A 16,465-nucleotide genomic window follows, 5' to 3' on the forward strand; every position below is an offset into this window, starting at 1 on the left:
CTCCAGCGTAGCATCCGGACAGGGCAGCATGCCGTCACCGAGCTGCTTAGCCGACCTGGGGTTGGCCTCATCCTCTTTCCAGCGAAACCAGTTGCGCTGGGCTACGCCGGGTAGGTGGAAAAGGCGCGGGGCGGGCTGGCTGGTATCTACTTTGTCGCTCCAATCCGGCGCCGAGGCTAAAGCCTGAGCCAGCGCGGGGCCGGTGGGCGTAAAGCGCACCAGCCGCGTGTAGGGGTCCGTCTGTTGGGTCAGGCCAAACAGGCCAATAAAGCCCTTCACAAAGTCGCGCTGGCTCCAGTCGGGTAGCGGCTCCTGCAAACGGATGCGCCCACGGGCGGCAGGTCGGGCAGGATTTCCACCGAAAAGCTATCTAGGGGTAGCGCGTTGCCGCCGACTGTATAGATGTAGCCAGTAAAGGATTCGTAGCCCCACTTGCGGAAAATACCCTGCGAGTCCTGGCCCGTGAGCTTCAGACGGATTTCTACTTCGTCGCCTTGCTGCACCAGGTATTTGCTCAGGCTGACAGAAGGCGTCAGATAGCTTTTGTCCTGACTGCTTTTTTTGCTGACCTGCCGCTCCCCACCGGCTATTTCCTGGCCATTGATGTACACGAATACTTGGGCGCGGGCACTGCCGTAGGGACTCCCGATCACGGCCGTGGTGGTAGCCGACACATTGATGTAGCACACAAAGGGGGCTTTCCAGCGGTACGTAGCCGGGCTGTACACGCCGGGCATCGTCGGAGCCAGGTAGCCGTACTGGCCGTTCGTGTAATCGTAGGGTACTGTCCGCACTACTTCGTCCCTTCCTTCGTAGGGCCGGCCGTAGATGCGGTTTTTATCGCCTCGGCTATCAATACCGGCTACCAGCTTGGCGGCATTTCTGACTTCTTCCCCGTAGGTGGGCAAGGCGGTAGCCGGCAAAAGCAGGCGGTCAAAGACTTCAGGCAGGGGCCCAGCCCAGCGGAAGCCTGCCTCCACGAAGATTTGCTCCCACACGGCGCGGGCGTACACGCTAGGATATACTTCATCCTTATGCAGGTGAACAGTGGCTTCCGCCGCCGGCCCGCCCTTGCCCCGATCATAGAGCTCGTAGCAGTAGCCTTGGCTGTAACGGGTGTGGGCCGCGCCCTTCACGGCGGCGGGCAAGGTCCAATCGTGGGCGGTGCTGTCCGGAAAGGTAAGCTCCCGAAGCTTCTTGCCCTCTATGGCCGCGTAAAAGCTCTTGTTGCCGCCGACGACCTGGGCTTCGAAGCCGGTGCCCACCTGGTGCTGCTCGATAATGGCCACGACGCCGGGCAGCACTTCCAGCCCAGCGTTTCCAACGTGCAGCCCTGCAGCTGATAGGGCGCATCGGTCAGGGCCGGGCCGTGCTGGGCCTGGCCCAATGCTGCGCGCACCTCGGGCGTATCGGCTAACGTGATCGTACTGCTGTAGTCCGCCTGAACGCTATCCGTCTTTAAGAGGTCGTTAGCCTACACGGTAACGCCCACGCGCTGACCTTGCGCTAAGGGCAGGCGACTGCCATCCATCAAAACGAGAGAAGCCGCGCTCATATTCGGGAAATAGCATTGCGCGGCCCCAGGTCGATTTCCACGTCGAACTCGGTGCGGGTTTCCGAAGAGGTGCGGCCCGTGCTGGCAGGCACCACGGTAACGGGCGTGAGCTGCCCTGTGGCTGACTGGATATAGACCTGCGGCGCGTCCTGCAGCGTGCTCAGCACGGCATGTTGAGCCGGGGTCAGGTTGCCGGCGCGCAGCAGCTGATGGTTACGCCCTCCGCTCCGCAGCTTCACGGCTGCGCCCTTGGCCAGCTGGAAGCTACTAGGCGCCGGGGCTGGCGTGTTAGCGTCGGTGTCACCATCGAAGTGCCAGCCCTCCCAGTTCCCCAGGGGCGAAAGCCAGCGCAGGCACACGCCACTTGAGCAGAAGGGGTGTAGCTCCAGAGTGAGTGGCTGAGTGAGCACTTTCGGCATATTCCAAAACTCCAACTACCCCGAGCTAATACAAAACGCTACCCTGCCGAAACGCCACGGACTTAGTCCAAAACGCAACGAAGTTTGGAACGGGAGTTACTGTACAAGATGGATTGATTATACAAGCTTCTTGGGAAAGCGCCGTTCTTCACCTGTTCAAACAAGTTTACTGCTGGGTATGCCAACTCTATCAACAAACTCAACCTTGCAAAAGGGGGTAGAAAAGGCATCTGCCAACAAGCCGTATTTCGGCAATCTTGACTTCTTGCGAGTTGTGGCCTTTGTCATGGTGTTCGGGCTGCACACTAAGCTGACGGCAACGTTGGGGCTGCTGAGTTCAAATACCTACTACCAACTGCTACTCGGCACTGTGTTCGATGGGGCCCTGGGTGTTTCGTTTTTCTTTGCTCTCAGCGGCTTTCTGATTACCTACCTGTTGCTGGGCGAAGTAGCCAGTACGGGACGAGTCGCGCTTCGCAACTTTTACATGCGCCGGTTCCTGCGCATCTGGCCGCTGTATTATGTGGTGTTGGTATTTGGCTTCTGGCTGTATCCAGAAATTAAGATGCTATTGGGCATGGATTTCATTGTTGCCAATCAAGGACCTTGGTACTGGTCGTTCCTGAGCAACTTTGATTCAATTTATCTGCACCATCACGGGCTGCAAGACAAATCTGTTTCCTTCCTCAATATCACCTGGTCAGTGGCCATTGAAGAGCAGTTCTACCTCCTGTGGCCCCTGCTGTTCGTACTGGTGCCCCGACGCCACTATCCGGTGGCAATGGGGCTAGTTATCCTGACTTCTACAGGTTTTCGCTTCCTGCACCGCACCGATCATGCAACGCTGTATTTTCACACGCTTTCAGTGGCTTCTGATCTGGCAATGGGTGGCTTAGCTTCGTGGTATTGCCTGCACAGCAGCCAGTTTCTGACTACTATTAAGCGGCTGCCTAAAGCCCTGATTATAGGAGTGTATGTGCTAGGCTTTGCGCACTTGGTCTTTCGGGATACCCTCTACAACACGCCTGATACAGTAGCGTTTTCCCGGCTAGTACACTGCGTGTTTTTCCTCTTCATTATTCTGGAGCAGAATTTTGCCGAGAATTCCCCGGTGAAACTCTCCCGCTTTCGCTTGGTTTCCAGAGTCGGGAAGTACACCTACGGTCTATATCTGCTGCATCCTATTGCTATTCAAATAACTGACCTGACCATGCGTTTAGGAGCTATTTCATCTGCTTTTCTGAGTGGGCTGATCTATGTTGTCTCTGCTGCCTTGCTGTCCTTTTTGCTGGCGTATTGCAGCTACCACTATTTGGAAGCGCCATTTCTCAAGCTAAAGCATCGCTTTAGCTCCTGATACGGCAACAACCTGATAATGGGCTACCCCCTGTAGTTTGGCCAAACCATTCTTCACCATGGGTGCAGCCGTGTTAGTGTTAGGTACTTTGATTCAACTAAAAGCCTAATCGACAGAGCGAAATCAAAACTACCGAGGCAGGTAGCCGGCCGGAAGCAAGCGCATGTACTCTTGTTGCACCGCGGTTTTAGTAGGCACAAAAAAGCCTCGCCGGGTGAGGCGGGGCCAGGTAGGAGGCAGGAAATGGCGGTTACGCCCTTCGCTCCGAAGCTTGACGGTCGCCTCCTTGGCATGCTGGAAGCTACTAGTAGCTGGGGCTGGCGTGCTACCCCGAGCCATTACAAAACGCTACCCCGCCGAAACGTAACGGACTTAGTCCAAAACGCGACGAAATTTAAAATTCCGTCGCGCAAGTTTCTTCCTACACCAATATTCAATCTACCGTGGGCTATTTATCGTTTATTGCTACCACATAGTATCTACTCTCCATGACTCTCCATGACTCGCCATCCTCGTAAGCCCGCCCCTCTATTGTCATCCACTCAGCTAGGATGGATTGTACTGGCTGTATCTGTTGGAATTATGCTGGTAGTAGCTTTAGTTTTTGGGCTGTAGTATATTCTTTTGACCTAAGGACTATTGTTTATCGGAATTGTGATTGCTATTATGTTAAACTCGCCTCGCTGATTAGCCGATTTAACAAGAAACCTGGACTGCCGTTTCCCATTGGAGATTGGGAAGAAGTACTAGAGGAGAGCTGGCCTGAGTGGTACCGTCTGGAGCATGAAAAGCAGCAACAAGACGAACTATTTGACCGTCTCGGCATAAAGAGAAAGGAATAAAAAAGCTCCGCCGGATGGTGCAGGGCCAGATAGGAGGCAAGAAATGGCGGTTACCCGAGAGAAGAATACACGATAAAGCTCGGCAGAAGAGATTTATTTTTGCTGTCCTTAGCGACAGCGCTATGCGGTTATTATTCTCTCTTGATGTCAATTCTTACTCCTTCCCTTACCGTTAAGGACAAGCTCAGCCCGGGCACATCTTACTTTAAACCTCTAACCGGATTGCGTTGTGTAGCAGCATATCTGGTTTACCTGTATCACTACAATATTTATCCGGTCTTTACAGGCAATTTATTGTTGCGCGACTTTGTGCATGAACTGCATATCGGCGTGAGCATTTTCTTTGTATTGAGTGGATTCCTTATCGCCTATCGCTACCTAGGAAAAATAGAATTATCCACCTCTTTCCTGTTTACCTATTTCCGAAATCGTGTTGCACGTATTTATCCTGTCTATTTTCTGCTGACCAGTCTCACCTTCCTGTATCTACTAAGATACCCCGACTACGACAACTTAGCGGACGTTCCTATAGGGATAAAATACATACTGAATATCAGTTTTCTACGCGGTTTCTTTTTTAAGGTTATTTACTCTGGGGTCGGACAGGGCTGGTCGCTTACAGTAGAAGAATGCTTCTATTTTCTAGCGCCTGTTGTGCTCTTGGCTGTTGGCATACGAGCCTCCTATGGGCGTCAATTTGGTACACTGCTGCTCACCTGGGTCAGCGTTTTAGGGCTGGGTCTGCTTCTAAAGGCAGGATTGCCAGTGGGGCCCTATGGCTTCTTGGACTCGTATCCACTCTTTTTTAGCTACACGATTTTTGGCCGCATCTTTGAGTTTCTGGTAGGAATGCTACTCGCATTCTGGCTGCGCCATCAGAACATCCGTGAGCTCTCCTCTTCCGTCGCGCGCACCTATGGTGCTATAGTGGGAATTCTCGCCTGTGTGTTTGGCCTCGTGGCTATGCAACGAAACTTTGGTGTTGCTCCAGCTATTGACCATCCCTATGGAATGATGGTCAATAACTTCATTCTACCCTTTGCAGTAGCCTGCCTATTGTGGGGCTTGGTTACGGAAAGCACTTGGCTATCCCGTCTGCTTTCTTCTAAAGGGGCTGATGTGTTAGGTAAAAGTTCGTATGCTTTTTACCTGCTACACGCTGGCATAATTTACCGGGAGCTAGTTAACCGCATAACGCCGGACAATCCAGTGAACTACATAGTCGTGTTTCTAATTATAAATGCCCTATCAATTAGCCTATATTACTTGGTAGAGGAGCCTCTGAATAAGTTTATTAGAAGAAGGTTTGCTGTTTCTAAGTGAACGCTATAACTCGCTCCGAAAGTTATGGGTTGTCTATAAGTCATAATACCCACTGCATGAATTCCTACTGGCTACATCAAACAATAACTTGATGTTCAACTGCTTGATATGGGTGCTGCTGTGCTAGTGGTGGGGACTAAGAATCAATAACACCAAAAAAGCCCCGGCCAGATGGTCGGGGCTTCTGCGTTGATGGATGCTGATTGTCTTACTGAGCAGTAAAGGTCGTGCGGGTAGTGGTGGTTACGCCACTGTCCGTTTCCTTGCTCACCACCACGAACTTGGTGTCCGATACTTCTTCCAGCGTACCGGAAATTTCTAGCTCAACCTCACCTAGTGGATTCGAATACGAGATGACGCTCTTCAAGTCCTTGTCATTGTTGGTGAGCTCCCAGGTGCCTTTCACGGACTGAGGCGTATCCTCATCACAACGGGTTTTGCCTTCGTCGAGCGTGAACACCTTGTTTGCCTCAAACTTGTAGATGTTGTCTTTGTTGCAGGCCTCTTCTTCGGCGTACATATCATCCGCTTTGCCCGTTCCGACCTGTAGCGTCGAAGCAGTAATCATCCACGACTTGGCCATCAGCCGCTCGCTGGTGGTCTTGCCGGCCGGCGTGGGATCGTCCGTGTTGTCGTCGCCGCAGCCCACCATTGTGCTGCCTAGTGCCAGGACGAGCGCGAATACACTTAATTTTTTCATGTAAAAGAGAATATAGAAAAGGGTAATGGAAAGAAAAGCAATCAGCTAAGCGAATAGCAGCATTAGACTGTATGCTGAATAAAGCGTCGCAAAACTAAGGGTTATTCCCAGATCGTAGGAGGGATATTTACTCTATCTTCGTTTTGTTTAACTATTGCTTTCTCCAACGAGCACGCAATCCATTTACGTTTGAACACGACGACAAATGCCCTAAAATCCGGGGCTGTCAGCTTAACAAGTGCCCTTTAATTACCCATTGCTTCTACTAGATGAGTACACGTTTATCCCACACTTCAACGCCTGTCGGGCAGCAAGACCACGCGCACCGATTTATCGAGTTAGCCCTATCCTTTCTGCTACTGCTGCTGACTTCTTCCCAGATTTCCGCGCAAACTGCCCCTGCGTATTGCATCCCCGTGCAGCCCGCCTGCAGTGCATCCTCGGCTTTGATTGCGTCCTTTTATTCGGATGCGGATTATGACACACTGGAACCGCAGATTTCAACTACAAATACCTGCAGTGACACGCCAAACCCAGGTTATACCTTATTCCCCACGACCGTAGCCCGTAATACTCAACTCATGCGGGTGGGCCGAGAGTACCTACTGAGCGTTATCACCACACAGCCAGCCAACATCTCCGTGTGGATTGACTATGACCAGGACGGAAAACTGGAAGCCGGAGAATGGAAAGCATTTACCCCCCAGTATCAAATGCCCAATAAATATTACTGTAATGTGCAGATTCCCACGTCTGCGGTGCTGGGTACAACCCGCATGCGACTGCGGAGCCGGGCCTTGGGCAAACCGAATGGCGCCGCTGATGCCTGCACTGCTTTTGATTCAGGGGAAACCGAAGACTATACGGTTCAACTTCTGCGCTGCCGCGACTTAGGCCTTACGATGACTTCCTCCCGCCCTTGTTTGGGAGGCACCTACACTGCTTCCGGCTCGGGCTTAGGTGCGGGTGCTACTTATGAATGGACTGGCCCGCAGGGGTTTCGGGCGACGACCGCATCGATCAGTATCCCAAACGTTACCCCGGAGATGGAAGGCCAATATATCCTACGTGGACGACTAGTCGGACAGGGCGGAACATGTGAATATGTCAATGCCGTCGACCTGCGTATTACACCCGCCCCCGGCCCTGCTGTACGCGCCGAGGGGCCTGCCCGCGTATGTGCCGGAACTCCCGTGAAATTGCGGGCTGATGGTGCCGGCTTCAGCACGCCCTTTAGTTCACAGATTCAGTATAAGTGGAGCACGGGAGCCACCACCTCCAGCATCACTGTCAATCAGGGGGGCACCTACTCTGTTACCATTACAACCTATTGCGGCACGGCCACTTCCCCGCCGTTCACGGTGACGATAGACCCCCGGGGCACACCGGCTACTCCAACGGTAACGGCTGCGGTAGAAGCTACGGGCACGCGGCTACGCTCCAGCGCCGCAGCTGGCAATCAATGGCGGCGCAACGGACAGGTGCTGACAGGAGAAACCAACCAAACGATTCTGGTGCCACCTAACTCTCCTATTCAGGAGTATACAGTAGTCGTCACGTCTGCCTGCGGTACTCCATCTGCTCCTTCCGCCCTTCCCGTCGTAACAAGTTCTGCCTCTGGAGGGCCTGCCGGAGCCCTAGTGACAGTCCAACCTAATCCGGCCCTTGAGGGGAAGTGGACCGTCACCCTGCTGGGGTACCGGCTGACCACGCACCTGCGGGTACGTGATGCCCTGGGCCGCTCCCTGTACGAAGCGCACGTGAAACCAAGTGCGACAAGTGCCACCACCCACCTAGTAGACTTACCCCAGGTGCCGGCAGGTATCTATCTGCTGGAAGTGAGCACGGCGCAGAGTACAGAGCTGCGTCGCCTGCTCAAGCAGTAACAGGGTTAGTGAACAGAAACTAAAAGCCCCGGCTGAATGGTCGGGGCTTTGTGCTTTAGGTTAGATCATCCGTTGGCTTAATCACCTCGTCCTGTTGTCTCTGTAGTTGAGACTACAGTGGCCCTAATGAAACTATGTAGCCAACGCAAGTGCTTTGGCTGCATAAGCGGCCGCATGAGGCGCATGCGTGTACATATGAGCTACTGCAGCGGCCTGACCGGCCGCACGGGCGGCAGCCACCGCGGCGGGCTGATGAGCAGCCCGCCGCGGTGGCTGCCGCCCGTGCGCGGCAAAGGCTGCTTGGCGACAATCCATCATGCTTGCCTGACCTTGCACCCAGGCTCGCAACGTGGTCAAAGCGTGGCGTGGACGGACATCGTCGGGGTAGGCCTGCTCAAACAAGGGTAACACCCGTTCTGCGCAGGCGGCGGCCTCTAATGCCAGTGCATGGTGAACCGGGAAGGCAGGGTTTGCGAACGGTTGTTTAGAAATGTGACTAATTTGGGAAAGCAAAGATGCTGCAGACAAGTTTATCCCTTTATCTTGGCTGTAAAATACTATCTGTAAAAGACCTCGACAGGAGCTTTACTATCCCTCTCTCTACCAATGTCCACAGAATTACCGCTACGTCCTCGATTGTTGACGACTGCACCACACCCTTCCCGCCGGTCTTTTTTACGATATACGGGAGCCAGTGCCGCCCTTGCCAGCTTATGGTTGGCAAGTTGTAAGAAAGAAGACGATCCCCTTGCCCCGGCAACCATCACTGGCTTTTCCCCTGCCAGTGGCATGCCTGGTGCTACCATTACCCTCACGGGGAGTGGTTTCACGGGAACCACTAGCCTCCTTCTCGGCACGGTGGCAGCTACTTTCACGGTGGTAAACGATACCACAATCACCTTTACGGTTCCGGCCTCTGCGCAAACCGCGGCGTTGACCTTGACTACGCCGGGGGGCGTAATTACGTCAGCCAGCGCTTTTACTGTGTTGCCGGCCCCTGCGTCCGCCCCCACGATCACCAACGTGTCGCCCGCCAGTGCCCTGCCTAATGCCGTGGTCACCGTGGTGGGTACCAACTTTACCGGTGCCACCGCTGTAACCGTAAATGGGACCTCGGCGACCTTTACCGTCACGAGCAGTACGATGCTCACGTTCGTGGTGCCCACCGCCTCCGTCGCCGGTGCCGCCACCCTGGTGATTGCTACTTCTGGCGGCACGGCCACCAGCACCGGGTTGACCGTGCTACCCACCACCGTAAGCGTGGGCACGGGGAAGCTGGGCGTGCTAAACTATGTCTACGCGCTGGAACAACTGGAGGCCGATTTTTACACGCAAGTACGCGCCGGCTCCTATTATACAGGCTTAGCAACTGGCAGTGCCGAAAAATTGATCTTGGATGATCTATTTTACCACGAAGTCATTCACCGTGAATTCTTTAAAGCGGATATTAAGGTATCACGTAATACGCCCATACCGGACTTGCGCACTACCTTTTCCACCGTCAACTTTAATGATCGGGCCTCGGTACTGAACACAGCTAAGGTACTGGAGGACTTAGGTGTCGCTGCTTATAACGGGGTGAGCCAGTACTTGGCAGAGCCGGCGTATGTGTTTCTAATGGCTAAAATCGTTTCGGTTGAGGCCCGCCACGCCGCCATGATTCGCGACTTGGTGGCCGAGTCGACTTTTGTTGGGAATGACATTGCGACCGTCACCTCGGCCAGCACCAGCAGCGTGGCTACCAACAACGCTCCCGCTCGCTCGAGCCTGGAACGGGCGTTGTCCCCCCAAGAGGTTGTCGCTATTGCCAACACCTTTCTGGCCGATGGCTCCAAGCTTGACGTTTCGGGGATCCGGTAGCGGCTTCCCCTTCAGGTTTTCTTTTTTCCTACTTAGTCTATAATTACCGTGAATTTTTTTCATCTCCTCTCTGAGCTTGAGCAACTGGACCCCGAACTGGGCGAGCGGCTTGATTCGCGCCGGGCCGTGTTTAAACACTTGGGCGGCATGGGCCAAAAGCTTACTGCCGCCGCCTTACCCTTGGCAATCGGGGCGATTTTCAATAAAGCCTATGGGCAAACCCCTGCCGGACTGCAGGTAGTAGAGGCGCTCAACTTTGCCCTCAAGCTGGAGTACCTGGAGCTTTCTCTCTATAAGTACCGCGCATCCCTTACGGGGCTGAGTGCTCCGATTACAACGTCCCTTAACCTGATTGCGGCCGACGAAGCAAATCATGTGGCCTTTCTGCGCACCATAATCAGCGCGATGGGCGGCACCCCGATTGCGGAGCCCCCGCTCGCTCTCTTCGACTTTACCGCCGGCATCGGTTCAATGCAAGGGCCATATATCGGCTTTTCAACAAATCCAGCTGTCTTCTTAGTAGTGGCGCAGGCGCTGGAGGATTTAGGGGTGCGCGCCTACAAGGGCCTAACGCCAACGCTGATGACCAACAAGACCATGCTGACGGCGGCACTCAATATTCACTCGATTGAAGCGCGCCATTCGGCACAGATCCGGGCCATTCGGCGGGCGCTGGCCACCTCCGCCAGTACTCCCCCCTCGCAAGGTGTTCCAGGTTCCCCTAATGCTGCGCCCAAAAGCTGGGTTTCCGGTACCGATAGAGGAGGTCCGGCGCCAGGTTCGGCCCCATTCTACACGAGTCCCATCTATGAGGCTGGCAATAAGGTGATTGGCGGTCCAGAGGATATCATGTTCCACCAAGAAGCCAATACGATCCATTTAGGAGTAGCGCTGACTAACAATCTTAGTGCAGCCGTAGCCAATTTCCCCCTAGCAGCCTTCACCGAAGCTTTCGATGAGGGTCTTGATGTAACGACTGTTTCCACCATCGCCCGGCCCTTCGTCTTACACAGTAGCAAATTTTTTTAAGGTAGGGCCTGTATTCGGTACTCCTTCTAAAGCAAAAGCCCCGCCGGATGGGCGGGGCTTTGTAGTTTACATAAGGCGCTTTTTAAACCACGGTTGCACCTTCATTTCCAGCACATACCCAACTCCTATCACTACGGCCAGATACAGTAGCAGGCGCACTGCAAATGCCTCGCGAGAACCACTGAAAGCAGTTACCTGCTGGAAAAGGAACAATAGCGGAAAGTGGATGATATATATGCCGTAGGAGATCAACCCCAGCGGTTTCATTTTTTCTATGATACGCTCACCCAAATCATTGAATTGTTTATTCCTAGCATAGACGATTAATGATGAAATGTAGCAGGCAACAGGAATATAAATGGTGTTCATTAACTCTACCTGATGCACTTTCCCTGATGCTATATAAGCCACCATGTACAACGCCGGAATACCAAAAGCCACCAACTCTATCCACTGCTTACGCCATATAGAGCGGCGCGTGAAGCATAGCAACAATGGCAGGCAGAATACTAGGTACGACATATCAGAGAAGACAATAGCCCGGTCATAGAATGAGGGGGTGTCAATTTCCTTTATGTCCAAATTTAGTGCATACAGGATGCTGAAGCCCAGATTCATGCGCTCAAAGCAAAGCAGTAACAGCAGGAAGGCCAGCATTTTCCCGAACCGCAGTGGCTTACTGCTTTTGCGAAATCTGTTCAGAAAGAGGCCCAGAAACCAGAATACAGCTCCGTAGGCATACGATGCGAGCACAACGGGGCCTATGTGCAGCTTACTTATGAACAGTCCGATAATCAGGAATAGTACCGCCAAGTACTCAGCTCTCCATTGACGGGCTGAAACCAGGATAAAGGCGGCATAATAAAAAATCTCATATCCTAAACTCCATATCGGTTGATTGAAGTCAGGTACATCTACCGCCAATCCTTGGAGAAAAAGGAGCCACCCACCGATAGTGGTAAGACTAAAGTACTGCTGTTGCAGGGCCGCTACCCCTATCGTGGCAAGTAAACTTATCAAATAGAGAGGATACAAGCGCACAAGGCGCTTTTTCACATAAAGCCACCGCTCTGAGCGTGTATGAATTGGCTTAGGATTTGACAATCCGATGACGTAACCACTCAGCATAAAAAAAACAATTACGCTAAGGTGAGCTGGAGCCCCGTACTGCCAGGGGCCCGCTATGTGATACGTAGGGTCGAGATGCGAATCAACTTTAACAGCATGTCCAATAACAACGAGCAACGCTGCTAGGCCTCGCAAAGCCTCTAAGGAGACATCGAATTCTCGTTTTGTGGTAATGGACTCTTGTTTTAGTAAAACTTCAAGCATTGGATTATAAAAGAGCTGGAATTGAGGGGCCACAAAGGTAGGATAGGCTCCATATCAGTACCGCAAGCGGTGCCCGTTATTTAGCAACAATAGCCTGGGCAGGGGGCTGTACTGGTTGTAATAAATAATAAGCCCCGCCTGGTGGGGCGGGGCTTATTATTTATTACAAGTCGACTAAGCGAGGAACTCCAGTGTCCCCATAAACAGGTTGCAGCGATCGAAACTGTAATTGACCAACCATATTTCTATTTTGGCGTGAACTGCTAGGTTCAGACCTGTGATCAGAGCCCGCTCCGCAGCGGGTTGCTCAGAAGCACTATAGAGGCTGCCGACCGTAACCATCTGACCGTTCTGCTTGTAGGTTTGCCGTTGCTCATCAATCCAGATTTTAAAGTCGCAGCCGTGGTGTGCCGTAATGCAGCTATACCGCAATCCCGCCATGTAGGCTTCGGCGTTGTTGGTGAGCGTAATCACAGGCTGGTAGTTGGCAGCCAGCGTTCTAGGTCCACTTGGTCGGGCATATTTCATGGCGCCGTATCCATCCCATACGCCATCGAAACCAACCTTAAGAACCACGCGCGGGTCATTATACTGCAACGTTACCGGCGCAATCAGACCAGTAAAACCTTCCGGGTAGCTAGAAGCGCCTCCGCCGCCATTTGCGCCAACCGGCACGGTTAGGCGCAGACAGTCAAAGGAAACGTTGGCGGTTTCCGCAAGCATTTCAATCCGATACGAAGCTAGGGGGATTGCGCCCGTGTCCATAAAACAACTGCCAGTCAGATTGGTAGCACCTGAAGCGTAGGGTTGGGTAGCTTGGGATTTCATCTGATGGAACACGACTTCATTCGTATCCACATTGGTTATACGCATGCGCCATATCCCAGTGCCTGCCCCCTGTTTACGATGGGTTGCACGCGCTAGTAGGTTTTCACCGTGAGCCAAGTAGTGCCCGCCGTACTAGTGAAAGCGCCTTTGCCACCCCCTGACCATACCGGGTCCGTGCTGATACTGTAGGCTCCGGTCAGGGTGTTGGGGTGCGTTGAAGACGCTGGTATGCCGGATGTCGAGGGTGCCGCTGCTCATGGCTGGCCCTCCCGTTTTACCTCCGTTAGGCGGATGGTCTGAATCTCAATTGGGCCACCGCCTTCCCCAATGTGTTCCTTGCGGCTGAGCTTCGGCCGCACGTATTCCTGCAGCTGCAAAAAAGGCTTCTACCCGCTTGGCAGGGGTCAGCTTCTCAATATCCTCCTGCAGGGTTTCTTCGAGCTCAGTCAATACGTCCTCAATCCGCTCTACTAAAACCACAACTATAGGCAAAAGCTCCGACGTTAGTCGGGGCTTTTTCATACGATTGCAGCAGATAGCTTAACTCTATGCCTTTTTACCTCGGGGAAATAGGCAGCGCCCCAAGAGAACGAGGGTGCTGTACTTCAAGCCTGTGCAGCATACAGGGAATTGTCAGACCTTGGTAGTTTATCCTTCTCGACTACTAGTAAATCACTTGTACCGCCCTACGCTATCTATGGTGCTTACCCTCCTTCTATCGGAATCTAACCCCATATCTTTCGCTGGTTTTTTGTTGTTAGCCCCCATAATACTAGCGATGAGTTACCCTCTCTTTTGGCTCGCTCGATCAACATCGTCAACTACTTCTAAAGTCATGGCTTTAATGCTGGCCTCACTACCCATTTGGCTAGGCAGCAAACTAAGTAACGACCTGGGAGCATGGGTAACGCTCTTTTCGTGTCTCCCTTTTGGGTTAGTGGTAGTTAACCTATCACGCAGTAAAGTCGAAAAGTAGTTGCTACTATGAACGCGAAGCTTTTGATTCCGGGGTACCCATACCAACCAGATTCGCTTCAGGTAAGCTGGCTGCCGCAAATAAATGCGCGTCTACTGAGGCTAATCCAGATGCTGTGCTGAATCAGCGAGTTGTATTGTGGTGTCTTCGCTATCCAGTAGGGTGCTATCCCCTCTCATAGGAACATCAGCTTGTTGTGCCTGCTGTTCCTGAGATGCCTGATTGCAGCCGTTTAAGGATAGAGAGAAAATCGTAGCAACCAGTAATCTTTTCATAGTTACAACGATACGAAACCCGACCTGCACAGGTTAGAGCTTTTGCTTTAGAGGCTGCAAGTGGCTCACTTACGTGCTCCAGAAGTAGATAGCAAACGTTACTCCGCCCACGCCCACTATCAGGGCTACTAGCAGAAAGAAAGATCCTGCCACTTGAAGTGAACGGACGGTACTGCGTCGTAAGCTTTTCCCTGCTAACACGACCAACCATACGGTTACTAGTATTGTGACTAGGTAGAGGCCGGATGCTAGTAGAATAAAAGGCCGTGGATCGGCCCCAGTCGGTTCGGATAGCAATAAAGGGATGAACCATTTCATAGCCCCGAAGCTAGTAAACCAGTAGCCATGCTCAGAAACGAAAAGCCCCGACCTGAGCCAGGGCTTTTTTACGCGTCGGGATTGCCGGCTAGGCAGCTATGTTGTACAGCGCATTTGTATAATTGTAAACACTGCTTAGCCCTATACCTTTTCAACCTCGGGGCAGGGGGCAGAGCACACAGGTGTAGAGAAAAAGCACCTTTTGCGCACCCTTTCTTCTGCTTGAATTATGCATTCAATCTTACTGTTTACTCCGCTACTACTCTCGGAGGCAACAGGGGTAGACCCAACGCCGCTGTTCCAATTTTTTCTTATTGTGTTAGTGACTGTTCCGCTTGCGTGGTGGTGGGGGTTTAAGCTTGTGCACAGTGGTAAAGTCGTGCTCAAGTTTTTGGGGGCGTTAGTTCTATTATACGGGCTGATATTCGGTCTTACTGGGCTCTATTTTTTAGCAGCCTTATCGTTAGCGCTAAAAAGCTAAGTGGTGAGGTTGTTCTCAGGTAGCTAGTCGAAGTAGCATTAGCCCCAATTTTGTTAGGGATCTACGAGAAATAAAAGGGAAATACCACTGGTTAGATGGTATAGGGCGCACTTTCAAGACATTGACCACCCATAACCGCAACGATACAAAAGCCCCGGCTTACGTCGGGGCTTTTGTATTATTGAGCCTATGAAACAACTAGCTACCCTCCGTTATCTATTATTCGTGCTGCTTTTAGCCTCAGCTTCAGCCTGTGGTGGAGATAATGAGAAGCAATATGCTCTGCAACCGAAGCCAACTACCCACGCAGCTGGCTTACACTTGGTTGGAGCAGGTCTTACCAACTTAGGAGCCCGGGTAAGTGGTGGCACGACCAATACAGAAGGTGCTGATCCTTAACAAACGTTCTCCTTTGCGCTTTCCCAGGCTAGCACCAAAAGGAGTACAGCAGGGTAGAGGTACAAAGCCGAGGTAAGGAACGGGGGTAGGCAAGAAGGCCGCTGTTTCAGGGCAGGCCGGTTACGCCAGGTAGGTATGACACACCCTAGCGGCGTAATTTTCGTTCAAGGCCTACTATGAAACGACCCCACGTAATCTGCCACATGATGTCCTGCGTGGACGGCAAAATTCTGTCTGCGAACTGGAAGGACGAAGAAATCACTAACACCTTCGCCGGATACTTCGAGAAATACCACGAAACCTTTACCAGCCAGGCCTGGATGTGCGGGCGCATCACGATGGAACGGGACTTCTCCGGCGGCGTGGAGCCTGAGTTGCAACCCGCCCCGCACCCCATAGCTCGGGAGCCTTTCATCGGCGATGCTGACGCTACGTCCTTTGCGGTGGCCATAGATGCACACGGTAAGCTAGGTTGGGAAAGCAACACCACCGGCGGCGACCATATCGTGGAGGTGCTCACGGAGCAAGTCAGCGACGAGTACCTGTACTATCTGCAGCGCCAGCGAATTTCCTACCTCTTTGCCGGCGAGAAAGAGGTGGATTTTGCCTCGGTGCTAGAGCAACTGGCGGCTCTGTTTCCCATTGAAACGTTGATGCTGGAAGGCGGCGGCCACCTGAACGGGTCCCTGCTCAATGCCGGCCTGATTGACGAGCTGAGCTTGCTGATTCTACCGCTGGCCGACGGCACGCCTCAGTCGCCAACCACGTTTGAGGTGAGTGACTACCTCTCCAAAGGCCCAGCCACACGCCTACACCTGACCCAAGTGCAGCAGTTGGATAATGATGTAGTATGGCTAAAGTATCGGTTTAAGGCCGCTTAAATCT

At 52.7% G+C, this 16,465-nt stretch carries 14 protein-coding genes; 6 read left to right on the top strand and 8 right to left on the bottom strand.

Features of this window, described 5'->3' with window-relative positions; all coding sequences use genetic code 11:
- From DNI29_RS06640 to DNI29_RS06650, 3 genes are all read right to left on the bottom strand, one after another.
- Positions 1-318 (bottom strand): hypothetical protein (locus tag DNI29_RS06640; RefSeq protein ID WP_133255748.1); only part of this gene is annotated, 318 nt, incomplete at its 3' end.
- A complete protein-coding gene (locus DNI29_RS06645) occupies positions 276-1,289 on the bottom strand; it encodes a hypothetical protein (RefSeq protein ID WP_123823098.1) in 1,014 nt (337 codons plus the stop codon). The genes DNI29_RS06640 and DNI29_RS06645, both read right to left, overlap by 43 nt.
- 262 nt (positions 1,290-1,551) lie before the next feature.
- Positions 1,552-1,974 carry a hypothetical protein gene (locus tag DNI29_RS06650; protein WP_110977322.1) on the bottom strand — a complete coding sequence of 141 codons (423 nt, stop codon included), beginning with the start codon at positions 1,972-1,974 and terminating at the stop codon, positions 1,552-1,554.
- Positions 1,975-2,152: 178 nt separating this feature from the next.
- On the opposite strand from DNI29_RS06650, the gene DNI29_RS06655 reads away from it, so the two are divergent.
- A complete protein-coding gene (locus DNI29_RS06655; RefSeq protein WP_110977323.1) occupies positions 2,153-3,331 on the top strand; it encodes an acyltransferase family protein in 1,179 nt (392 codons plus the stop codon).
- A 986-nt stretch (positions 3,332-4,317) separates the two neighbouring features.
- On the top strand, positions 4,318-5,496 hold the full coding sequence (locus DNI29_RS06665) for an acyltransferase family protein (protein WP_110977325.1): 1,179 nt from the start codon (positions 4,318-4,320) through the stop codon (positions 5,494-5,496).
- 208 nt (positions 5,497-5,704) lie between these two features.
- Here the strand turns inward: DNI29_RS06665 and DNI29_RS06670 are convergent, their stop codons facing one another.
- Entirely contained in the window at positions 5,705-6,196 is a 492-nt protein-coding gene (locus DNI29_RS06670) for a hypothetical protein (protein ID WP_110977326.1), read from the bottom strand.
- Positions 6,197-6,465: 269 nt separating this feature from the next.
- Here DNI29_RS06670 and DNI29_RS06675 point away from each other — a divergent pair, with 269 nt between their 5' ends.
- Positions 6,466-8,082 carry a GEVED domain-containing protein gene (locus DNI29_RS06675; RefSeq protein WP_110977327.1) on the top strand — a complete coding sequence of 539 codons (1,617 nt, stop codon included), beginning with the start codon at positions 6,466-6,468 and terminating at the stop codon, positions 8,080-8,082.
- Between the two features lie 132 nt (positions 8,083-8,214).
- Here DNI29_RS06675 and DNI29_RS25320 read toward each other — a convergent pair whose 3' ends face one another.
- On the bottom strand, positions 8,215-8,493 hold the full coding sequence (locus DNI29_RS25320) for a putative immunity protein (protein ID WP_369073970.1): 279 nt from the start codon (positions 8,491-8,493) through the stop codon (positions 8,215-8,217).
- Between the two features lie 195 nt (positions 8,494-8,688).
- Between DNI29_RS25320 and DNI29_RS06685 the strand changes: the two genes are divergently transcribed.
- Positions 8,689-9,942: a ferritin-like domain-containing protein gene (locus tag DNI29_RS06685; protein ID WP_110977329.1), complete on the top strand. Its 1,254-nt coding sequence runs from the start codon at positions 8,689-8,691 to the stop codon at positions 9,940-9,942.
- 48 nt (positions 9,943-9,990) lie between these two features.
- Positions 9,991-10,971, top strand: coding sequence for a ferritin-like domain-containing protein (locus DNI29_RS06690; protein WP_110977330.1), 981 nt, complete (start codon positions 9,991-9,993; stop codon positions 10,969-10,971).
- A 66-nt stretch (positions 10,972-11,037) separates the two neighbouring features.
- On the opposite strand, the gene DNI29_RS06695 is transcribed toward DNI29_RS06690, so the two are convergent.
- The 3 genes from DNI29_RS06695 to DNI29_RS06705 all read right to left on the bottom strand — a co-directional run bounded on the left by DNI29_RS06695 (position 11,038) and on the right by DNI29_RS06705 (position 13,653).
- Positions 11,038-12,336: an acyltransferase family protein gene (locus DNI29_RS06695; protein ID WP_162303531.1), complete on the bottom strand. Its 1,299-nt coding sequence runs from the start codon at positions 12,334-12,336 to the stop codon at positions 11,038-11,040.
- 141 nt (positions 12,337-12,477) lie between these two features.
- Positions 12,478-13,176 carry a hypothetical protein gene (locus DNI29_RS06700; RefSeq protein WP_123823100.1) on the bottom strand — a complete coding sequence of 233 codons (699 nt, stop codon included), beginning with the start codon at positions 13,174-13,176 and terminating at the stop codon, positions 12,478-12,480.
- A gap of 258 nt (positions 13,177-13,434) precedes the next feature.
- Complete coding sequence (locus tag DNI29_RS06705; protein WP_110977333.1) at positions 13,435-13,653, bottom strand: hypothetical protein; 219 nt, start codon at positions 13,651-13,653, stop codon at positions 13,435-13,437.
- Positions 13,654-15,756: 2,103 nt separating this feature from the next.
- Between DNI29_RS06705 and DNI29_RS06715 the strand changes: the two genes are divergently transcribed.
- Positions 15,757-16,461 (top strand): RibD family protein, encoded by a 705-nt coding sequence (locus tag DNI29_RS06715; protein WP_110977335.1) that lies wholly within the window; start codon positions 15,757-15,759, stop codon positions 16,459-16,461.
- The last annotated feature ends 4 nt before the right edge of the window (positions 16,462-16,465 follow it).

Origin of the sequence: Hymenobacter sediminis, from assembly GCF_003231285.1 — a bacterium.
Classification (GTDB): domain Bacteria; phylum Bacteroidota; class Bacteroidia; order Cytophagales; family Hymenobacteraceae; genus Hymenobacter; species Hymenobacter sediminis.